Annotated in this window: 20 protein-coding genes and 1 tRNA gene; 8 read left to right on the top strand and 13 right to left on the bottom strand. The window is 63.9% G+C overall.

The window, feature by feature from the left end; genetic code table 11:
• Nucleotides 1-87: 87 nt before the first annotated feature.
• The 9 genes from KVP70_RS31505 to cysS all read right to left on the bottom strand — a co-directional run bounded on the left by KVP70_RS31505 (nt 88) and on the right by cysS (nt 10,998).
• Nucleotides 88-2,508, bottom strand: coding sequence for an ABC transporter permease (locus tag KVP70_RS31505; RefSeq protein ID WP_217946323.1), 2,421 nt, complete (start codon nt 2,506-2,508; stop codon nt 88-90).
• Between the two features lie 63 nt (nt 2,509-2,571).
• A complete protein-coding gene (locus KVP70_RS31500) occupies nt 2,572-3,255 on the bottom strand; it encodes an ABC transporter ATP-binding protein (RefSeq protein WP_217946322.1) in 684 nt (227 codons plus the stop codon).
• A gap of 33 nt (nt 3,256-3,288) precedes the next feature.
• Nucleotides 3,289-4,572 carry an efflux RND transporter periplasmic adaptor subunit gene (locus KVP70_RS31495; protein ID WP_229225221.1) on the bottom strand — a complete coding sequence of 428 codons (1,284 nt, stop codon included), beginning with the start codon at nt 4,570-4,572 and terminating at the stop codon, nt 3,289-3,291.
• Nucleotides 4,573-4,837: 265 nt separating this feature from the next.
• Nucleotides 4,838-4,930, bottom strand: a tRNA-Ser gene (locus tag KVP70_RS31490).
• Nucleotides 4,931-5,044: 114 nt separating this feature from the next.
• On the bottom strand, nt 5,045-6,292 hold the full coding sequence (locus KVP70_RS31485; protein ID WP_217946321.1) for an aspartate kinase: 1,248 nt from the start codon (nt 6,290-6,292) through the stop codon (nt 5,045-5,047).
• A gap of 143 nt (nt 6,293-6,435) precedes the next feature.
• Nucleotides 6,436-7,845, bottom strand: coding sequence for a tRNA lysidine(34) synthetase TilS (gene tilS / locus KVP70_RS31480; RefSeq protein WP_217946320.1), 1,410 nt, complete (start codon nt 7,843-7,845; stop codon nt 6,436-6,438).
• 63 nt (nt 7,846-7,908) lie between these two features.
• Nucleotides 7,909-8,883 carry an acetyl-CoA carboxylase carboxyltransferase subunit alpha gene (locus KVP70_RS31475; RefSeq protein WP_020706147.1) on the bottom strand — a complete coding sequence of 325 codons (975 nt, stop codon included), beginning with the start codon at nt 8,881-8,883 and terminating at the stop codon, nt 7,909-7,911.
• A gap of 64 nt (nt 8,884-8,947) precedes the next feature.
• Entirely contained in the window at nt 8,948-9,607 is a 660-nt protein-coding gene (locus KVP70_RS31470; RefSeq protein WP_217946319.1) for a DNA-3-methyladenine glycosylase family protein, read from the bottom strand.
• Nucleotides 9,607-10,998 (bottom strand): cysteine--tRNA ligase, encoded by a 1,392-nt coding sequence (gene cysS / locus KVP70_RS31465; protein ID WP_217946318.1) that lies wholly within the window; start codon nt 10,996-10,998, stop codon nt 9,607-9,609. Before cysS ends, KVP70_RS31470 begins: the two co-directional genes overlap by 1 nt.
• A 272-nt stretch (nt 10,999-11,270) precedes the next feature.
• Between cysS and KVP70_RS31460 the strand changes: the two genes are divergently transcribed.
• The 3 genes from KVP70_RS31460 to KVP70_RS31450 are packed head-to-tail and all read left to right on the top strand — an operon-like array spanning nt 11,271 to nt 13,206.
• A complete protein-coding gene (locus KVP70_RS31460) occupies nt 11,271-11,888 on the top strand; it encodes a peptidylprolyl isomerase (RefSeq protein WP_217946317.1) in 618 nt (205 codons plus the stop codon).
• 43 nt (nt 11,889-11,931) lie between these two features.
• Entirely contained in the window at nt 11,932-12,426 is a 495-nt protein-coding gene (locus KVP70_RS31455) for a peptidylprolyl isomerase (protein WP_217946315.1), read from the top strand.
• A 3-nt stretch (nt 12,427-12,429) separates the two neighbouring features.
• Nucleotides 12,430-13,206: a UDP-2,3-diacylglucosamine diphosphatase gene (locus tag KVP70_RS31450; RefSeq protein ID WP_217946314.1), complete on the top strand. Its 777-nt coding sequence runs from the start codon at nt 12,430-12,432 to the stop codon at nt 13,204-13,206.
• Here the strand turns inward: KVP70_RS31450 and KVP70_RS31445 are convergent.
• Complete coding sequence (locus KVP70_RS31445) at nt 13,193-13,801, bottom strand: transglutaminase-like domain-containing protein (protein ID WP_217946312.1); 609 nt, start codon at nt 13,799-13,801, stop codon at nt 13,193-13,195. The genes KVP70_RS31450 and KVP70_RS31445 overlap by 14 nt on opposite strands.
• A 79-nt stretch (nt 13,802-13,880) precedes the next feature.
• Here KVP70_RS31445 and KVP70_RS31440 point away from each other — a divergent pair, with 79 nt between their 5' ends.
• Nucleotides 13,881-14,660: a substrate-binding periplasmic protein gene (locus tag KVP70_RS31440; protein WP_217946311.1), complete on the top strand. Its 780-nt coding sequence runs from the start codon at nt 13,881-13,883 to the stop codon at nt 14,658-14,660.
• Here the strand turns inward: KVP70_RS31440 and KVP70_RS31435 are convergent, their stop codons facing one another.
• The 3 genes from KVP70_RS31435 to KVP70_RS31425 all read right to left on the bottom strand — a co-directional run bounded on the left by KVP70_RS31435 (nt 14,661) and on the right by KVP70_RS31425 (nt 16,798).
• Nucleotides 14,661-15,413, bottom strand: a complete 753-nt coding sequence (locus KVP70_RS31435) for a tetratricopeptide repeat protein (protein ID WP_217946310.1) — start codon at nt 15,411-15,413, stop codon at nt 14,661-14,663. It abuts the gene before it with no gap.
• A gap of 79 nt (nt 15,414-15,492) precedes the next feature.
• Nucleotides 15,493-16,104: a DUF6622 family protein gene (locus KVP70_RS31430; RefSeq protein WP_332844107.1), complete on the bottom strand. Its 612-nt coding sequence runs from the start codon at nt 16,102-16,104 to the stop codon at nt 15,493-15,495.
• A gap of 133 nt (nt 16,105-16,237) precedes the next feature.
• The gene (locus tag KVP70_RS31425) at nt 16,238-16,798 is read right to left on the bottom strand and encodes a DUF1439 domain-containing protein (RefSeq protein ID WP_229225220.1); all 561 of its coding nucleotides are present in this window, start codon (nt 16,796-16,798) and stop codon (nt 16,238-16,240) included.
• Nucleotides 16,799-16,960: 162 nt separating this feature from the next.
• Between KVP70_RS31425 and KVP70_RS31420 the strand changes: the two genes are divergently transcribed.
• The 4 genes from KVP70_RS31420 to KVP70_RS31405 are packed head-to-tail and all read left to right on the top strand — an operon-like array spanning nt 16,961 to nt 19,876.
• Nucleotides 16,961-17,332, top strand: coding sequence for a GntR family transcriptional regulator (locus KVP70_RS31420; RefSeq protein ID WP_217946308.1), 372 nt, complete (start codon nt 16,961-16,963; stop codon nt 17,330-17,332).
• On the top strand, nt 17,329-18,186 hold the full coding sequence (locus KVP70_RS31415; protein ID WP_217946307.1) for an ABC transporter ATP-binding protein: 858 nt from the start codon (nt 17,329-17,331) through the stop codon (nt 18,184-18,186). The genes KVP70_RS31420 and KVP70_RS31415 overlap by 4 nt, the downstream gene beginning before the upstream one ends.
• Nucleotides 18,183-19,136, top strand: a complete 954-nt coding sequence (locus KVP70_RS31410) for a hypothetical protein (protein WP_217946306.1) — start codon at nt 18,183-18,185, stop codon at nt 19,134-19,136. The genes KVP70_RS31415 and KVP70_RS31410 overlap by 4 nt, the downstream gene beginning before the upstream one ends.
• A 2-nt stretch (nt 19,137-19,138) precedes the next feature.
• Nucleotides 19,139-19,876: a hypothetical protein gene (locus tag KVP70_RS31405; protein WP_217946305.1), complete on the top strand. Its 738-nt coding sequence runs from the start codon at nt 19,139-19,141 to the stop codon at nt 19,874-19,876.
• Nucleotides 19,877-19,935 lie beyond the last annotated feature (59 nt).

Below are 19,935 nucleotides of genomic sequence, written 5' to 3'. Positions count from 1 at the left end.
TTGATCCGGAATTGACGACCTGTCGGATCGCGTCGGGATGAACGATCTCGACCTTGGGAAGGGGCGAAGCCCCTCCCGGCAGCACAGCTAGGCGGTACGGAAGGCCAGCGCCGGCGCGATGCCGGTGGCCTTGAGCGTGTGGCGCAGCGTGGCGCACAAGGCCACCAGGGCGACCAGCGCCAGCGCCAGGGCCAGCGCCAGCCCGGCCAGCGGCGCGCGCTCGACAAAACTCGACAGATAATGCTCGGTGGCGAACCAGGCCAGCGGCAGGCCGATGGCGGCGCCGACGCCCACCAATACGCTGAACTCCTTGCCGATCAACAGCCCGATCGCGCGCGCATCGGCGCCATACAATTTGCGCAGCACGATTTCGCGTTCGCGCCGTTGCACGCTGTAGGCGGCCAGCACGTAGATGCCGAAGGCGGCGATGCCGATGGCGATCGCGCTGGCCAGGCCCAGCAGCTTTGCCAGGCGCAGGTCGTCGGCGTAATTGAGCGCGAAATAGCTGCCGGCGCGGCGCACTTCCAGCACGTCGTTGGGGAAGTATTGGCGCTGCAGGTCGCCGACCGCGCTTTCCAGGGCGGTCAGGTCGCCGTGGCTGCGCGCGGTCAGCGTGTTGATCGACAGCGCCGGGAAATACACGATCGGCTGCGCCACATCATGCAAGCCCTCGTGGCGGATGTCCGGGGCCACGCCGATCACGCGCGCGGCCACCGCCTCGGGCCCGTCGCCCATCGTGACGAGCTGGCCCACCGCCGCCTCCGGCGTGGCGAAACGCAAGGCGCGCACCGCCGCGCCGTTCAGCACCACCGTGTCGCGCCGGTCCTCCTGGTCGCGCTGGCTGTCGAACAGGCGCCCGGCGCGCGCCGCCACGCCGTAGACGCTGAAGAAGTTCGGGCTGACCGGACGCGTGACGACGCTGGCCTTGATGCCGTCGCTGCGAGCCAGTCCGACATTGGCGCCGATGAAGCCGCGGCCGACCGGATCGGCCGCCGCCGCGACGCCGTCGACGCCGGGCAGATGCGACAAGGCTTCGCGCAGGCCGCGGCTGGCGGGGTTCTGCAGGTCGGCCGGCAAGCCGACCACCAGCAGCGGATGCGTGTCGAAGCCGGGATCGGCCGCCATCGCGTAGCGGGTCTGGTAGGCGATGGTCAGCGTCACGCCGGACAGGCCGATCGCGGTGGAAAACTGCAATACCGTCAGCGCGCGGCGCAGCCACAGGCCGGCGCCGGTCTCGCTGCCGCCGCGGCCGGCCAGGGTGCGCGGTGGACGCACCCGCCACGCCACCCAGGCCGGATAGCTGCCCGCCAGCGCGCCGACCGCCGCGCCCAGCGCCAGCGCCAGCAGCACCGCGCCGGCCGTGAACATATGCTCGAGGCGCCGGTCCATCAACTCCGAGAACAGCGGCAGCAGCAGCGCCGCCAGCGCCAGCCCCAGCACGGTGGCGCTCAGCGACACCAGCAGCGATTCGGCCAGGAACTGGCCGGTCAGGCGGCCGACGCCGGCGCCGAGCACCTTGCGCACCGCGATTTCACGCTGGCGCCGCAGCGTGCGCACGGTGGCCAGGTTGACGTAGTTGATCACCGCCAGCAGCAAGATCAGCACGGCGACGCCGGCCAGCGCGATCACCACCCGCAGGTCGCCGTGCTGGCTGCTCATCGGCGAATAGGCGGTGTCGTTGTCGAAGTACATGTCCGACAGCGCCCCAAGGCGCAGGTCCATGACCTTCTTGCCGCCCAGCTCGGCGATGACTTCCGGGCCCAGCTCCTTGATCAGCGGCGAATGGTCGGCCGCCTCCTGCAGCACCCCGGCCAGCGCCTCGGGCATGGCGCCCGGTTTGAGCTTGACGTACATCTTGGCGCCGATATTGCCCCAGGACTGGAACAGGAATTTGCGCTCCTCGTCGGCCCAGGCGGCGCTGTCGATGCCGACCAGGCCGTCATACGTGACGGTGCTGTTGCCCGGCACGTCGGCCAGCAAGGCCCCCAGCGTGTACGACTTGCCGGCGATCTGCAGCGTACGCCCCACCGCCGCGCCGTCGCCGAACAGGCGATTGGCGGTGCTGCGGGTCAGCGCGATCGTGTCGGGGCGGCTCAGCGTCTGCGCCAGGTCGCCCTCGATCGGATGGAGATGGAACATCTCCGGGAAGCTGGCGTGCACCGCCGACAGGCTCAGCGGCTGAACCACGGCGCCCACCTTGGCCGACACGTCCAGCGACATCAGGGCGGTGCCGCTCTCGACCATGCCGCTGCGCTGCGCCACCGCCAGAAACGGCAGCGGCGTCGACTCGTACCACGCCGGCTTGCCGATGATGTTGAGCTTATGCTTGATCAGGTAGATGCGCGAGGCGTCCGGCACGAAGGCGTCGTAACTGCAGGCATAGCGCACGAAACCGAGCAGCAGGAAACAGACGGCGAAGCCGACCGACAGGCCGAGCACCACAACGCTCGAATACGCCGGCTCCTTCACCAGCAGACGCAAGCCAATACGAAAATCACGCAAATTCATGGGGATCCTTTACGCACGGCGCACCGTGCGGGCAATGGGGTAAGGGTGCGGCGCGCGGCAGGTTCAGGCGGCGGCCTGGAAGGCGTCGTGGACCAACTGGCCGTCGAGCAGGCGCAGCACGCGCGAAGCTTGCAGCGCGTGCTCCGGCGAGTGTGTGACCATGATGACGGTCGTGCCTTCGGCGTTGATCTGGCGCAGCAGCTGCATGACTTCGTCGCCGTGCGCCGTGTCCAGATTGCCGGTCGGTTCATCGGCCAGCAGCACGGCGGGCGCGGCCACCAGCGCGCGGGCGATCGCCACGCGCTGCTGCTGGCCGCCGGACAGCTGGGATGGACGATGGCCGGCGCGATGGGCGACGCCCAGCTTGTCGAGCATGGTGGCGACGCGCTCGCGCCGTTCCTTGGCCGGCGTGCCGGTATATTCCAGGGCCAGTTCGACGTTCTCGAACACCGACAATTCCTCGATCAGGTTGAAACTCTGGAAAATGAAACCGATACGCCCACGCCGCAGCTGGTTCAAGCGGGATTCGCTCCAGCCAGCCACATTCTGCCCCTCGAACCAATACTCGCCGCTGTCCGGCACGTCGAGCAAACCCATTAAGCTCAGCAAGGTTGACTTGCCACAACCCGACGGTCCCGTGATGGCGAGGTATTCGCCGGGAAGGATTTCAAGGTTGATCTGGCGCAGCGCCGTGGTTTGCACTTCGCCAGCCTGATGGATCTTGTTGACGCCGACAAGTTTGATCATGGATTTTCCTGAGCAGGGTGTGAATAACTGGATTTACTGGGAAAGCTGCAAGCGCTCGGCTTTGCCAAACGACGCGTAGCTGGAAACGATGACTTTTTCGCCGGCGGCCAGGCCGGAGAGAATTTCGATCTGGCCATTGCTGCGGCGGCCGGTCCTGGTCACCCGCCGCTCCACGCTGCGGCCATCACGGCCGACCACGAACACCCAGCTGCCGCCGCTGTCGTTGACGAAGGCGCCGTTGGGCAGCAGGATCGCCTTGCCGGGCTCGCCCAGGGTGATGTGCGCGTCCAGGCTTTGGCCGGGCGACATCGCCTCGGGCTGGCCCTGCGTGAAGACCATCTCCACGGTGAAGCGGCCGTCCTTGATTTGCGGATAGATGGCGCTGATATCGACGGGATAATTTTTGCCCGCCTGGCTGATGGCGCCGTGGCGGCCGATCGTCACCCGGTTCAGGTAGAACTCGTCGAGCTGCGCGCTGAGCTTGAACAAGGTCGGGTGATCGATGCGGCCGATATGCTGGTCGGTCTTGACGGTTTCGCCCACCTGCAGGCGGAAGCCGGTCAGGCGGCCGGCGACCGGGGCGCGCACCGCAAGCGCCTCGACCGTGGCGTTGACCAGCGCCAGCCCGCTGTTGAGGCCGCGGATCGCGCCGTCCAGCTGCGCCAGCGCCTTGCTGCGGACCTTGAACTCCGCCTCATTGCTGGCTTGCTCCTGCGCCAGCAAGTGACGCTGCTGCGCCAGGCTGTCGTTGGACTCTTCCAGCTGCACCGCGGAAATAAAGCCCTGGCTGGCGAGTTTGACATCGCGCGCGTATTGCTTCTGGCGCTGGGAAAGGGCGAATTCCAGATCGGCTGTGCGGCGCTGATGGTCGATACGGCTGGCTTCGTCGCCGACGCGCAAGATGGACAGATTCGATATCTGCTGCGCGATTTCAGTCTGCCGGGCCAGCAAATCCAGGTTGCGCTGGGGATTGGACAAGCGGAACAACAACTGGCCCTTGCCGACCAGCGCGCCATCGGTGGCGGCGACCTCTTCGACCCTGCCCATCTCGACCGAATCAAGCAATACCGAGTTCAAGGGCTCGGCCTTGGCCCGGACGGTGACGTCGTCAATGAACAGGCCTTTTTCAACGGTCGCGATGCGGACCTCGCTGGCTGGCACTTGCAGTCCGTGCGGCAGCCAGCGCCAGGCCAGGTAGCCGCCAGCCATCAGCACAAGTACCGCGACGCTGATCAGGACAGCTGGCTTGTGGCGGCGCCGGGGAATAATAGAGTCCATCGCCGCACCGGTGGCGGCGCGATTGGTCGAAGCGGTCATTTAGAAATCCAAAGGACAAGTGGAACCACACTTGTGGCATTTTAAGCAAACACGGCAAATTGGCTGGGTGAGTATAGCCGTTCTCACTTCCCGATAGTTGAAATAAAAGAAATGTTTAGTGTTTTAGCTATTGATAAAACAACAGTGCCAAGGGGCACTGGATCGGGGCGGACAACGGCGGGAGTCGCTGGACAACAAGAAGGCCGTTTCTCCTCTGAGAAAGGCAGAAATGAAAAAACCCGCCGAAGCGGGTTTTTAAAAATACTGGCGGAGACGGTGGGATTCGAACCCACGATACAGGTATAAGCCGTATGCATCCTTAGCAGGGATGTGCCTTCGGCCACTCGGCCACGTCTCCTAGTCGATTACTCAACTATGTCTTTTCTACCAAACTGCGCTAGAGCAGACGACCGTCATAGTATAGAGCGAGACCGGATTGGTCAAGGCTAGCTGACGATATTTTTTGAAAATTTTATGCCTTCTCCAACTCGAACGCCTTGTGCAGCGCGCGCACGGCCAGTTCCATGTATTTTTCGTCGATCAGCACGGAGATTTTAATTTCCGAGGTCGAGATCATCATGATGTTGATGCCCTCTTCCGACAAGGTGCGGAACATCTGCGACGCCACGCCCACATGCGAACGCATGCCCACGCCCACCACCGAGATCTTCGACACCTTGGCGTCGCCGGTGATGCTGGCCGCGCCCAGCTCTTCCTTGGTGCTGTTGAGCACGTCAATTGCGCGCTGGTAGTCGTTGCGCGACACGGTGAAGGTGAAGTCCGTCTTGCCATCCACCGACTGGTTCTGGATGATCATGTCAACTTCGATGTTGGCGTCGGCCACCGGGCCCAGGATGTGGTACGCCACGCCTGGACGGTCGGGCACGCCCAGCACGGTGATTTTGGCCTCGTCGCGGTTAAACGCGATACCGGAGATGACTGCTTGTTCCATGTGTGTATCTTCCTCAAACGAAATCAGGGTGCCCGAGTTGGCTTCTACTGCCAGGTCCAGCATCGGGTCGGTCAGCGACGACAGAACGCGGGTCGGCACGCGATAGTTGCCGGCGAATTCCACCGAGCGGGTTTGCAGCACCTTCGAGCCCAGCGACGCCAGTTCCAGCATTTCCTCGAACGTGATCGCCTTGAGCCGGCGCGCTTCCGACACCACGCGCGGATCGGTCGTGTACACGCCGTCTACGTCGGTGAAGATCAGGCATTCGTCGGCCTTCATCGCGGCGGCGATCGCCACGGCGGAAGTGTCCGAACCGCCGCGGCCGAGCGTCGAGATGTTGCCGCCATCGTCCACGCCCTGGAAGCCGGTGATGATGACGATCTTGCCGTCATCCAGGTCGCGGTTCACTTTTGCATTGTCGATCGACTGGATGCGGGCCTTGGTGAAAGCGGAATCGGTTTTAATCGCGACTTGCCAGCCGGCGTAGGACACGGCTTTCTTGCCGATCGCCAGCAGCGCCATCGACAACAGGCCAACCGACACCTGCTCGCCGGTGGAGGCGATCATATCCAGTTCGCGCGGGTCGGGCTGGGCCTGGATTTCCTTGGCCAGGGCGATCAGGCGATTGGTCTCGCCGGACATGGCCGAGGGGACGACGACGATGCGGTGCCCGGCGTCATGCCACTTGGCGACACGCTGCGCCACGTTCTTGATACGGTCCGTCGAACCCATCGACGTACCGCCATATTTGTGCACGATTAAAGCCATAACAGAGAGTTTTCCGCTCAAATAAAGGTAAATGGAACCCTTAACTCTACATGCCGCACTGCAAAATAACAAGTCAAAAAACTCATAAAGTCATACCGTATAGACATATCTACATACAAAATTCGGCAGATAGGGGCTATTGTCTATACAGCCTGCCAACGCAGGCGCCAGCGTGAAACGCCCTCACCCACCAGCTGATTGCAATCCATGCCGACGCCGGCCGCGAACAGCACCTGGCGACCGCTGCTGACCACCGGCAGGCGCGAGCGCTCCCAGGCCGGGATGTTCAGCGCCTGGTAATGATACTTGAGTCCGCGCGTCGGACGGTTGTGGGCCGGCTTGAGGCGTTCGCCGCCCTTGCGGAACTCGATCAGCAAGGGCTGGGCGCGCAGCCAGCCGGCGTCCAGCCCGCCTTCGCCCTCGCCGGCCGGCTCGAAGTGCAGCACGCCGCCGTAGGCCGGGAACGCCATCTCGGTCTCGCCGTTCCAGCTGAACGAAGTGCCCGGCGTTTTGTCGAACTCGTCTTCGCGCGTGCCTTCCAGGTCTGCCAGTTTCGGCGTGATGTGCAGGCGGTCGCGGTGGCGCCTCACGTGGCAATCGGGATGCGTTACCAGCGGTTGCGCGCCGTCGCGCGCTTCCAGCAGTTGCACCAGCATTTCGGACAGCCAGGCCGCGCTCGGCATGCGCAGCTGGCGGGTGGCGAACCAGTGGCGCAGCATGTTGTAGCTGCGATCCAGGCTTAGCAGGCGCAGCCTGGCGATATCGATGCAGTCATCGACCAGGCACAGGGCCAGGTCCTGCTCGGCCAGCTCGGTCAGCAGGCGCTGGGCCGACTGCGCGTGCTGGGCGCTGCGCGCAAAGCGCTCCTGGAAGCCGGGGAAGGCCAGGTCCAGCGCCGGCATCACCTTGTGGCGCAGCGCGTTGCGGGCAAAGCGCGGGTCGTCGTTGGATTCATCCTTGATGTAGGCGATGCCGTGCTCGCTCACATACGCGGCCAGTTGCTTGCGCGAGGCCGGCAGCAATGGACGCGCCATCACCAGGTCGGGATTGGCCAGCAGTTCGGGCGCGGCGTTGGCGGCGTCCATGCCGGACAGGCCGGCGGGGCCGGAGCCGCGCAGCAGTTGCAGCAGCACGGTCTCGGCCTGGTCGTCCAGATGATGCGCGGTCAGCAGCAGCTTGACGTCGTGCGCGGCGCACAGCGCGCCCAGCGCGGCGTAGCGCACCTTGCGGGCGGCCGCTTCGGTGCCGCTCTTCTGCTGGTTGGCCAGCTGCACGCGGCGCGCTTCGAACGTCACGCCCAGCGCGGCGCAGGCTTGCTCGCAGTGCGCCAGCCAGGCGTCGGCGTTGGCGCTGAGGCCGTGGTGGACGTGGAAGGCGTACAAGGCCACGCCATGCGCTTGCGCGTAGGCGTGCGCGAGGTGGAGCAGCGCCGACGAGTCGAGCCCGCCGCTGAGGGCGACGGCCATGCGTGGCGCGCTTGGCTGCTGCGCCAGCGCGGCGGCGACGGCCTGTTCGAAGGTTGAGGACAAGGTCGGGATCTGTTGCTTCTTCAATTGCTGCTCCAAAATGCAAACCGGGGGCATGCGCCCCCGGTCGTTGTGTCATGCCGCGCGCGATTACTCTTGCGGCGTGGTTTCTTTGAACTTACCGTAGCTCATCAGCTTTTCGTGACGGGCTTCCAGCAGGTCCTTGGTCTTCATGCCGTGGAACTGGCGCAGCGAATCAGCCAGCGCGCGCTTGAGCAGCGTGGCCATCTGTTTCGGATCGCGATGCGCGCCGCCCAGCGGCTCGGTGACGATCTTGTCGATCAGGCCCATGGCCTTCAGGCGGTGCGCGGTCAGGCCCAGCGCTTCGGCCGCATCGGCGGCGCGCTCGGAGGTCTTCCACAGGATCGAGGCGCAGCCTTCCGGCGAGATCACCGAGTAGGTCGCGTATTGCAGCATCAGCACCGCGTCGCCCACGGCGATCGCCAGCGCGCCGCCGGAGCCGCCTTCGCCGATGATGGTGGCGATCAGCGGCACTTTCAGTTCCGCCATCACGTACAGATTGTGGCCGATCGCTTCGGACTGGCCGCGCTCTTCTGCGTCGATGCCCGGGAAGGCGCCCGGCGTGTCGACGAAGGTGAAGATCGGGATGCCGAACTTCTCGGCCAGCTTCATCAGGCGCATGGCCTTGCGGTAGCCTTCCGGCTTGGGCATGCCGAAGTTGCGCAGCGCGCGTTCCTTGGTGTCGCGGCCCTTTTGATGGCCGATGACCATGCAAGCCTGACCGTTGAAGCGCGCCAGGCCGCCCACCACGGACAGGTCGTCCGCATAGCTGCGGTCGCCGTGCAGTTCGTGGAAGTCGGTGAAGATTTCGTTCACATAGTCCATCGTGTAGGGACGCTGTGGGTGGCGCGCGATCTGCGCGACCTGCCAGGGGGTCAGCTTGGCGTAGATGTCTTTGGTCAGTTGCTGGCTCTTTTTGGCCAGACGGTCGATCTCCTCAGAGATGTCGACAGCCGAATCGTCCTGGACGAAGCGCAGCTCTTCGATTTTGCCATCGAGTTCGGCGATCGGTTGCTCAAAGTTGAGGAAAGTCGTTTTGGTCATTGTACCTCCGTGATTATTCTCAGCCATGCAGGCACAAAAAGGCCTCGCACAGCGATTAGAGCATCTATTCTACAGCAACCGGGTCCAGGCTACGCCATAAGTACCAGGTCGCCACCGTGCGCCACGGCTCCCAGTTGGCCGAAACCTCGCGCGCGTCGCTACGGGACACAGGTTCGCCGGAAAAATAATTCTGGCTGATGCCCTGGATCAAACCGGGGTCATCGAGCGGCAAAACATTCGGCCGCAGCAGATTAAATATCAAAAACATCTCGGCTGTCCAGCGGCCGATGCCGCGGATCTGCACCAGTTCGGCGATGACGGCCTCGTCATCCATTTGGTCCCACTGGCTGGTGTGGACGCGCTTGTTCTTGAAGTGGTCGGCCAGGTCGAGGATGTATTCGGTCTTGCGCTTGGACAGGCCGCAAGCCGACAACTGCTCGGCGCCGGCCTTGATGATCTGCGCCGGCGAGCATTTCGGGCTGACCAGCAGTAGCTTCTTCCAGGCGACGTCGGCCGCCTTGGTGGTCACTTGTTGGCCGACGATGGAGCGCGCCAAGGTGGTGAACGGGTCGTCGTGGCCGACCAGGTGCAGGTCGCCAAATTGCGGGATCAGCTTTTTCATGATGCGGTCCCGCTTCATGAGCTCGATCTTGGCCTGCTCCCAGTACGGCGGCACGGCCGATACTGCGCCGTCTGCGCCCTCGTTATCCTTGGCGGTGACCATTATGCGCGGCGCCAGTTGGTCGTGCCGTCAGGCTTGTCTTCGAGGATGACGCCGGCCGCCAGCAGATCGGCGCGGATCTTGTCCGATTCGGCGAAGTTGCGCGCCTTTTTGGCTTCGATGCGCTTGGCGATCTGTGCCGCGATGGCGGCGTCGCCGGAGGCGTCGGCCGCGCCGACCGCCGCCTGGCGGAACTGCTGCGGCGTGCGGGCCAGCAGGCCGATGACGCCGGCCAGGGCCTTGAGCTGACGCGCCACGGCGGGCGATTTCGATTTGTTCAGCTCGCTCACCAGGTCGAACAGCACGGCCAAGGCGACCGGTGTGTTGAAGTCGTCGTCCATCGCCTCGGCGAAGCGCACGGCGTACGGTTCGCTCCAGTCCAGCGCCAGGCCGTCGCCCTCGACGCCGTCCAGCGCGGTGTACAGGCGGGTCAGCGCGACGCGGGCGTCGTCCAGGTGCACGTCCGAATAGTTCAGCGGGCTGCGGTAGTGGGCGCGCAGGATGAAGAAGCGCACCACTTCGGCGTCGTACTTCTTGAGCACGTCGCGGATGGTGAAGAAGTTGCCCAGCGATTTGGACATCTTCTCGTTATCCACGCGCACGAAGCCGTTGTGCACCCAGTAGTTGACCATCGTATGGCCGAACGCGCCTTCCGACTGGGCGATCTCGTTTTCGTGGTGCGGGAACTGCAAGTCCGCGCCGCCGCCGTGGATGTCGAAGTGTTCGCCCAGCAGCGCCGAGCACATGGCGGAGCACTCGATGTGCCAGCCCGGACGGCCCTTGCCCCACTTGGAATCCCATTTGACCTCGTCGGGCTCCGATTCTTTCGATGCCTTCCACAGCACGAAGTCCAGCGGATCGCGCTTGCCGGTGTTGACGTCGACGCGCTCGCCGGCGCGCAGGTCGTCGAGCGACTTGCCGGACAGCTTGCCGTAGTTGGGGAAGTTGCGCACCGCGTAGTTGACGTCGCCGTCCGCGCCCTGGTAGGCCAGGTCCTTGGACTCCAGCGTCTCGATCAGCGCCAGCATCTGCGGCACGTATTCGGTGGCGCGCGGCACCAGCGTGGCCGGCAGGATGCCCAGCGCGCCGGTGTCCTCGTCCATGTAGCGCGTGAAACGGGTGGTCAGCTGCGAGATGGTCTCGCCGTTCTCGACCGCGCGCTTGATGATCTTGTCGTCGATGTCGGTGATGTTGCGGGCATAGGTGACCTGGTAGCCGGAGGCCAGCAGCCAGCGGTACATGACGTCGAACGCCATCATCATGCGGGCGTGGCCGATGTGGCAGTAATCGTAGATGGTCATGCCGCAGACGTACATGCGGACTTTGCCTGCCTCGATGGGAACGAATGTCTGCTTGTCACGCGCCAGCGTGTTGTAAATCTTTAAATTGCTCATCGGGCTCTTGCGGTTTCTCTGCTTGTTCTTTGTAGTGCGCGCGCCGCGGTCCCGGGCAATACGAGGACCGGGCGCGGCGCGGTAGGCGCGCACCTGGCATTCATCGCATCACGTTGGAGACCGGCTGACACTCGGTAGTTATTCTTTCCACCTTCTAAGGGGTAGAATGGACAAGTATAGCATTGATAAAAACAGCATAGACCCAATCTGCTTTAGGATTTTTGGCAAGTCGGCCAGTTCAACCCGGATAAAACCACTACGAGGAAGTAACAATGCACCAAACTCAGCCATCACTGTTCGCCAAACTGATGACCATGTTTGCCGGCGTCGCCCTGTCCGGCGCGGCCCTGGCAGCCGCTCCCGCCAACAACGCCACGCCGCAAGTTGAAATCAAGACCTCGATGGGCGATATCGTGGTCGAGCTGAACCACGAGAAGGCGCCCAAGTCGGTCGACAATTTCTTGACCTATGTGAAGGCCGGCTTCTACAAGGGCACCATCTTCCACCGCGTGATCGACGGCTTCATGATCCAGGGCGGCGGCTTCGATGAAAAACTCAAGCAAAAGAAAACCAACCCGCCGGTGGCTATCGAATCGCAGAACGGCCTGACCAACAACAACTACACGCTGGCCATGGCCCGCACCGGCGATCCCAACTCCGCCACCTCGCAATTCTTCATCAACGTGGCCGACAACGAAGCCCTGAACTACCCCGGCCGCGACGGTTTCGGCTACACGGTGTTCGGCAAAGTCATCAAGGGCCAGGAGGTGGTCGACAAGATCAAGGGCGTGCTGGTCGACGACAAGGGCATGTTCCAAAACATCCCCGTGATCCCAGTCGTGATCAAGTCGGCGACGATTTTGAAGACCCCTATCCAGCCAAAACTGTAAAATAGCGGCCTGCCGTATTTTTTAACCACTTCGGGATAACAACATGACCAACGTAATCATCACCACCAACATGGGCAAAATGACCGTCGAACTGAACGACGAGAAAGCGCCTAAGTCGGTCGCCAACTTCCTGGCCTACATGGAAGCCGGCCACTATGCCAACACCATTTTCCACCGCGTGATCGACGGCTTCATGGTCCAGGGCGGCGGTTTCGAGCCAGGCATGAAGCAGAAGCCAGCCGACACCACCGTGGAAAACGAAGGCAAGAACGGCCTGAAGAACGACACCTACACGCTGGCCATGGCCCGCACCTCGGCGCCGCACTCGGCATCGGCCCAGTTCTTCATCAACGTCAAGAACAACTCCTTCCTGGACTACCCAGGCCAGGACGGCTGGGGTTACGCCGTGTTCGGTAAAGTCATCGAAGGCACCGAAGTGGTCGACGCCATCAAGAAAGTCAAAACCACCCGCAGCGGCATGTTCGCCGACGTGCCGGCGGAAGACGTCATCATCGAGAAGATCGAACTGGCTGCTTAATTAATGAGCGATGCCAACATGCGCGCGGACCAGGTCTGCGCGCTGTTTATCTCCGATCTGCATTTGCAGCCCGCGCATCCTGCCACCAGCGTCGCGTTTTTCGACTTCCTGGAGCGGCATGCGCGGCGCGCGCAACAGTTGTACCTGCTGGGCGACCTGTTTGAATACTGGGCCGGCGACGACGATATCAGCGATCCCTATCACCAGCACATCATTGCCGCGCTGCGCAGCGTGAGCGATGCGGGCGTGGCCGTCTACTGGATCGCCGGCAACCGCGATTTCCTGGTCGGCGCGCAGTTCGCCGCCGCGGCGGGCCTGACCCTGCTGCCGGAAACCTATGTGACCGAGATCGCCGGCCAGCGCCTGGTGGTGCTGCACGGCGACGCCCAGTGCACCGAGGACGTCAAGTACATGGAGTTCCGCGCCATGGTGCGCCAGAGCGCGTGGCAGCAGCAGTTCGTGGCGATGCCGCTGGCGCAGCGCAAGGCCATCATCGCCGGCATGCGCGAGAACAGCCGCAAGGACCAGGGCAACAAATCCTACGAGATCATGGATGTGACGCCGCAGGCGATCCGCGACGTGTTCGCCGCCACCGGCGCCGACGTCATGATCCACGGCCACACCCACCGCCCCGCCCTGCACACGGTGGACGGCAAGCGCCGCTACGTGCTGCCGGACTGGGAGCCGGAAGCCCAGCCGCCGCGCGGCGGCTGGATCGCCATCGACAGCGCTGGCGCCATCACGCGCCACGCGCTCGACGGCGCCGTCATTCCAGCGTAATCGCCACCCCGTCCGCCGGCGGCGCGGCGTCGATCGGCGTCACGCAATAGGCCGAGATCGACGTCAGTCTGCGCATGCGCCGTACCAGCTCCGGCCACGGCTGCGCCCACACTTGCGGATACAACTGCTCGCCCGGCGTCACCACCGGGAAGGCCAGGTTCTCCACGCCCGGCGTGAATTCGCAATGCACGGTGGCCTTGTTGCCGCGCGCATCGCAGCGGTACCAGCCGCCCTCTTGCAGCCACACCGCCACCAGCCCATGCGTGCAGAACGGCGAACCGGCGTCGCGCAGCGTCAGGCGCTGGTAGCAGAAGCCGGACGGGATGCCGTTGGCGCGCAGCAGCGCCACCAGCAGATGGCTTTTCGCGGTGCACAGGCCGGTGCCCAGCGCCAGCGCCTCGGAGGCGTTGCAGCTGATCTCGTCGCGCTTGTAATCGATGCTGTGCTCGATCTGGTCGCGCACCCACTCGAAGCAGCGCTGCGCCGTGGCGCGCGGCGTGCCGGCCTGCAGCGAGCGGGCCAGCGCCGCCACTTCGGGATGATGAAAATCGACGACATCGCTGGCGGCGACGAATGCGGGCAACTTGGCGTTCATGGATCTCCTTTTTATCAAACGAACAAGATTCTCCCACAGTTCTGGCGGCGGCGCAGCGGATGGCCCTATAATCGATTTCATGACGATACGCATAAGTTTCTTTCGCAGCAGTCTACTGGCCGCCACCGCACTGCTGAGCGGCAGCGGCTGGTGCGCTCCCCAGACCATTACCGTCGCCTGGCGCGACAAGCCGCCCTACCATCACATCGGGCAAGGCCAGCCGCAGGGCTTCCTGCTGGAGCGCGCCAGGAACATCTTCAGCCTGGCCGGCATCCCTGCGCAGTTCGTCAACGAACCGCAAAAACGGATCTGGGCCAACTTCACGCATGGCGCCACCAATTACTGCTCGATCAGCTGGTACCGGCTGCCGGAGCGCGAAGCGGTGGCGCAGTTCACCGCCCCCATCCATGAAGACTTGCCGCACACCGTGTTGATTTCGCAGGACTTTGTGCAGCGGGTCACGGCCCATCCGACGCTGAATTCCTTGCTGGACGACCCGAGCCTGACGCTGGGCGTGGTGGAAGGCGTGTCCTATGGGCCGGCGCTGGACCAGATGATCAAGAGTGGAAAGATCCGCATCATGAGCCGCACGGTGGAAACCACGCTGATGATGCGCATGCTCGCGGTGGGCCGCGCCTCGTTCATGTTTGTGGACCGCGAAGACTTGAACTATTTCCGCCCAAGGGAAAAGTTGTTGCAGTCGACCGTGCAGTTCGATTTCCCCGACATGCCGCCGGGGATGAAGCGCCACATCGCTTGCAGCAAGGACGTGGCGCCGGAGACCATGGCCAAGCTCAACCAGGCCATCGCCGCCACCGGGGGCGCCTACAACCCCGGCCACAGCGTCAAACCGAAGTAATCAGCGCTTGACGGCTGCCATCGCCGCGTTCAGCCGGCGTATCAATTCCTGGTTCATGTCGCGCGTATGGCGGGTCCAGCGCTCCATCGTGCGTTGCAGCTCGGCGTGCAGCTGGCCGGCGCGCGCCGTGTCGCCGGCGCCGGCCGCCCAGATCGCGAACTCGGCCTGCACGGCAAAGCTGTTGTAGCGGCCCAGCGCAAACTCGAACTCCGTCTTCGCCTCGTCCTGGCGGCCGGCCGCGGCCAGCGACTGGGCCAGCAGCAGCGACACCTGTTCGCCACGGAAACCGGCGTCGGCGGCGCGGATGGTTTGCAGATGCGTGACCGCGGCGGCGGCGCGGCCGCAAGCCAGCGTGGCGCGCGCGGCGCCGTAGCGGATTTCCAGGTCGCCCGAGAACGGTCCTTGCAGGCAGGCTTCGTAGGTGGCGGCGGCCTCGTCGGCGGCGCCGGCCTCCATCTGCGCGCTGGCCAGGCGCATCTGGTTCTGCGCGGTGGGCGTGTAGGCGTAGGCGTCGCGCGCCTCGCGCAATTCCCGGCCCGGATCGAGCGAGCGGGCCGCCGCCGTCACCACCTTGCGGGCGCCGTGGTTCAGTTTTGAATCCGGCAGATAGATCGCGATGAAGTACACGATGCTGCCCAGTCCGGGAAACATAAACAGGATCATCAGCCAGTACATCTGCTGCCCGCTGCGGATCACGTGCACGGCGAAGAACAGCGCCACCAGCACGTGCAGTCCAATTCCAAATATCGTCATGAGGCTAGCTCCTACAGTTCGTCAATGTCGCGAATTGTAGAAGCTCTTGCCCCGCGCCACAAGGAAACATGCGAAACCATCAAGCCACAGTTGCCTCGGGCTGCAGCAGCCAGGCCGCCACATAGCGGACCATGCGGCCGATGAACACGCCGTTGAACAGGCCGAACATCGTGGTGACGGCGGCCGCAAACGCCAGGTCCTGCTGCATCTCGGGATGCATGGCAGTCAGCACCGCCACCACATATTTGGTGCTGAAGATGGCGATCATCAGCATCAACGGCGCCCAGCTGCCGCGCTGGCGCACGGTGCCCGCGGCGCGGTTGACCACGATGACGGCGCCGCTGCCGAGCCTCCACACAAGCGCCACGCCGGCCGCCACGCCCAAGGCCCAGACCAGCCACACGCCGCCGCCCAGCGCGCCATGTTCGTTCATGCTGGACAGCGACAGCCACACCATCACCGCCGGGATGATGAACAGTTTCTGCAGGGAGATCTCGCGGTCGCGGCTGGCCAATACACCGCGATACAGCAGGAAGGCCAGCAAGGCCCAGACGTAGGTAGGTGTATGGCTGACAATTTGCTGAATCATGATCGGCTCCGCATGGCTGGTTAAGGTGAGGCCACTATGCCCGCCGGCGCAACGGCGTGGAACACGATGCGACGAAACGCGGCAAAACGGCGCGAAATGCACGCTGGCGGCGCCAGCGTCGGTCTGGCGGGGATGAGCGAGGCCTCGGCCGCCACGGGCCGGATGATGTCGGCCAGGGCCGCCTGCTGCCGACCACCTCGATCGAACAGTACGCGACCTCGGCTTCGTCTGGCGCTTACTGCGCCGGCTGCAGGTTGGCGACCAGCGCGCCAGGCTTGGTGCTGATCCCGGTCAGCACGAACTGCACGCCGGCGTAGCGCAGGTCTTCCGGCCGGAAGGTGTGTACCGGTACATCCTTGAGCGTGCTCTCGCCCAGCAGGTTGACGACGCTGGCGATCTGGTTCTGCTTGCCCTCGTCCATGCCGTCGACCACGAAGCTGTCCACATGGGCGTCGCCGATGTAGATGACGTTGCGCACGTTATCGACCCTCAAGCGCCCCGACACCGCCATGCTGCCATGCCACGCCTGGCGCGCCAGCAGCGGCGCCACGTTCACGTCCAGGGTCAGCGCCACGCGGTCGTTCTCGGGCAGGATGGCCAGTTGCGGATGGCTCAGCTCGACCTCGAACACGCCCAGCACGCGGTGGCGTACCGGGAATTTGCGGTCCAGGTTCTGCTGCATGCGCGCCTGCGGCAGTTCCACCTGGCGCGGGCCGATCAGCGTGGAACAGGCGGCCAGCAGGCCGGCCAGCATCAGCGGCGCGGCAAGTTTGATCGTGCGTTGAAAGTACATCATGGAATCCTTCTGCAAAAAAACATAACGCCGCCATTATGACCCAAGCCCGCCGCCAGCCTCGTCGCCGACAAAAATCCTCAAGAAGTGCTTGCCTTTTTTAATTCTAGTGTTATAGTTTACTACAACACCACTCCATTAACACACATCAAGGGGACCACATGTATGTCCACGATAGGCTGGAATGACAATGCGCCGATTTATCGGCAGCTCAAGGAGAAGGTCATCGGCATGATGCTCGACGGCCTGCTCAAGCCCGGCGACGCCCTGCCCTCGGTCAGGCAGGTGGCCGCCGACTACCAACTCAATCCGATCACCGTATCACGCGCCTACCAGGAGCTGGTGGACGAAACGCTCGTAGAAAAAAGAAGGGGACTAGGTATGTACGTCACTGAAGGCGCCCGCGACAAACTGCTGGCCACTGAACGCGAGCGCTTCCTGCGCGAAGAATGGCCGCTGATGCTGGAACGTATCCGCCGCCTCGGCCTGGAGCTCGACACCCTGCTCAAGCCGATCGCCTCCGGAGGTGCGTCATGAGCGCCCTCATCACGGCGTCCAAGCTCAGCAAGCAGTACGGCAAGCAAGCCGCGCTGAATGGCGCCAGCTTCACGGTCGAGGCAGGCCGCATCGTCGGCCTGATCGGCCCCAACGGTTCCGGCAAGACCACCACCCTCAAAGCCATCCTGGGCCTGACCCAGTTCGACGGCGAGCTGTCGGTGCTGGGCATGGACCCGCGCAAGCAGCGCGAGGCGCTGATGAACGACGTCTGCTTCATCGCCGACGTCGCCATCCTGCCGAAGTGGCTGAAGGTCAAGGACGCGATCGCCTTTGTCGAGGGCGTGCATCCGCGCTTCGACCGCAGCAAGGCCGAGAAATACCTGGCCCACACCAAGCTGACGCCGGACATGAAGGTCAAAGCCATGTCCAAGGGCATGGTGGTGCAGCTGCACCTGGCGCTGGTGATGGCGATCGACGCCAAGCTGCTGGTGCTCGACGAGCCGACCTTGGGCCTGGACATCCTGTACCGCAAGCAGTTCTACCAGAACCTGCTGGAAGACTACTTCGACGAGCACAAGACCATCCTGATCACCACCCACCAGATCGAGGAAGTCGAGCACATCCTGACCGACCTGATGTTCATCCAGGATGGCAAGATCTCGCTGTCGGCGTCGATGGACGAGGTGGGCGAACGCTTCACCGAAGTGATGGTCGAGCCGCAATTCGTGGCGGCCGCCAACGCGCTGCAACCGATGAGCCAGCGCACCGTGTTCGGCAAGTCCATCATGCTGTTCGATGGCGTGCCGCGGCTGCAACTGTCGACCTTCGGGGAATTGCGCACGCCCAGCGTTGCCGACCTGTTTGTCGCGACGATGAAAGGAACCTACGCATGAAAACGATGAAATGGCTGATCAAGCGCGAACTGTGGGAGCACAAGGGCATGCTGTTCTGGGCTCCCGCCGTGATCGCCGGGCTGATCGCGGCATTGGCGCTGACCGGCATCTTCCTGGGCCACAACGCCAACTTCAGCGACGATGGCCAGACCATGTCGATCGGCACCGTCACCGTCGAAGGCGCGATGCGCGCGCGCATCGTCGAAACGGCGTCGCAGGCCTATATGCTGTCGTCGCTGCCGATCATGATGGTGTTGAGCTTCCTGGTGTTCTTCTACTGCCTGGGCGCGCTGAACGACGAGCGCCGCGACCGCAGCCTGCTGTTCTGGAAATCGCTGCCGGTGTCGGACCTGACCACCGTCATGTCCAAGGTCGCGCTGGCCCTGGTGGTGGCGCCGCTGATCACGGTGGCGATCGGCACCGTGCTGTCCTTGGTGATCCTGCTGGCCGGCTGCCTGGCGATGCTGGTGCACGGCACCAACCTGTTCGGCGCGCTGCTGGTGGCGCCCGACCTCTACCTGACGCCGCTGCGCCTGCTGGGACTGCTGCCGGTCTACATCCTGTGGGCCTTGCCGACGGTGGGCTGGTTGCTGATGGTGTCGAGCATGGCGCGCTCCAAGGTGTTCCTGTGGGCCGTGGGCACGCCGCTGGTGACGTCGCTGCTGCTGATGTGGGCCGAGAAGGCGCTGCACTTCGGCTTCAACGCCGGCTGGTTCGTCACCCGCGTGGTCGACCGCATCCTGCTGGGTGTGATTCCCGGTTCGTGGATCATCTTCGAAGCCGACACCGTGTCGCTGCGCCATGAAGCGAACAAGCTGGCGCTGCCGGACACCATCTTCAGCGCCTCGTGGGGCACGCTCAGTGGCGTCAGCGTATGGATCGGCGTCGCAGCTGGGGTGGCGATGATCGCCGCCGCCGTCTGGATGCGCCGCCGCCGCGAGGAAGGCTGAGCATGGCGGGCAAGCACTTCATGAGCGCCGCGCTGCTGGCGGCCGCCGTGGCGGCGCTGCCGGCCACGGCGGCCGACACGGAAGCCGGAGAGGGACAGATGGTCGTCATCAACGGCACCCGCAGTCCGGAAATGCAGCCTTACCGCTACATGCTGTCCGGCCTGGACGCCTTCGACAGCCAGCACGCGCTGGCGCCGAATGCGCAGCAAGTGCGCTTCCGCATGCACACCAAAAGGAAGGCGCCCGCAGGCGCCATCGACACGCTTTCGGTACGCCTGTTCGGCAACGAGACCGACATCCCGCTGCCGCTGGCGGCCGATCACAGTTTCAGCCTGCCGCGCAACCGGGCAGCGGAAGACGACAACGCCGATGTGGTGCTGAACCAGAAGAAGAACTACTACGGCTGGATGCCGGACGTGCGCAGCGCCGGCGTGCCGGCCGACATGCGGCGCCTCGGCGATATCCGGCTGGAGTGCCGGGTGCTGATCGCGGTAGCGAAGAACTACATCCCCTTCCTGCTACGCGCGACGATCAACACCCTGACCCTGACCACGGACTGGTGTTCGTTCAAGGACTTCACTTTGAGCGTGCACAGCGACCGCGTCATCGCCAGCGCCACGCTGGTGGATGGTGCCCGCAGGCTGGAGCTCAAGGTCGACGAGGATGGCAAGATGTACTCGGTGCCGCTGAACGACCAGGCCTACCCCAACGACGCCTTGATCGAGTTCAAGTTCGAGTAAGCACGGGGGTCAAGTCTGACATTCGGACACGGCCTCTGCTGTAGCGCTCGCTACAGCAG

The organism is Duganella violaceipulchra (genome assembly GCF_019166075.1).
GTDB lineage: Bacteria > Pseudomonadota > Gammaproteobacteria > Burkholderiales > Burkholderiaceae_D > Rugamonas > Rugamonas violaceipulchra.
This window is presented reverse-complemented; position numbering and strand designations above follow the sequence as displayed.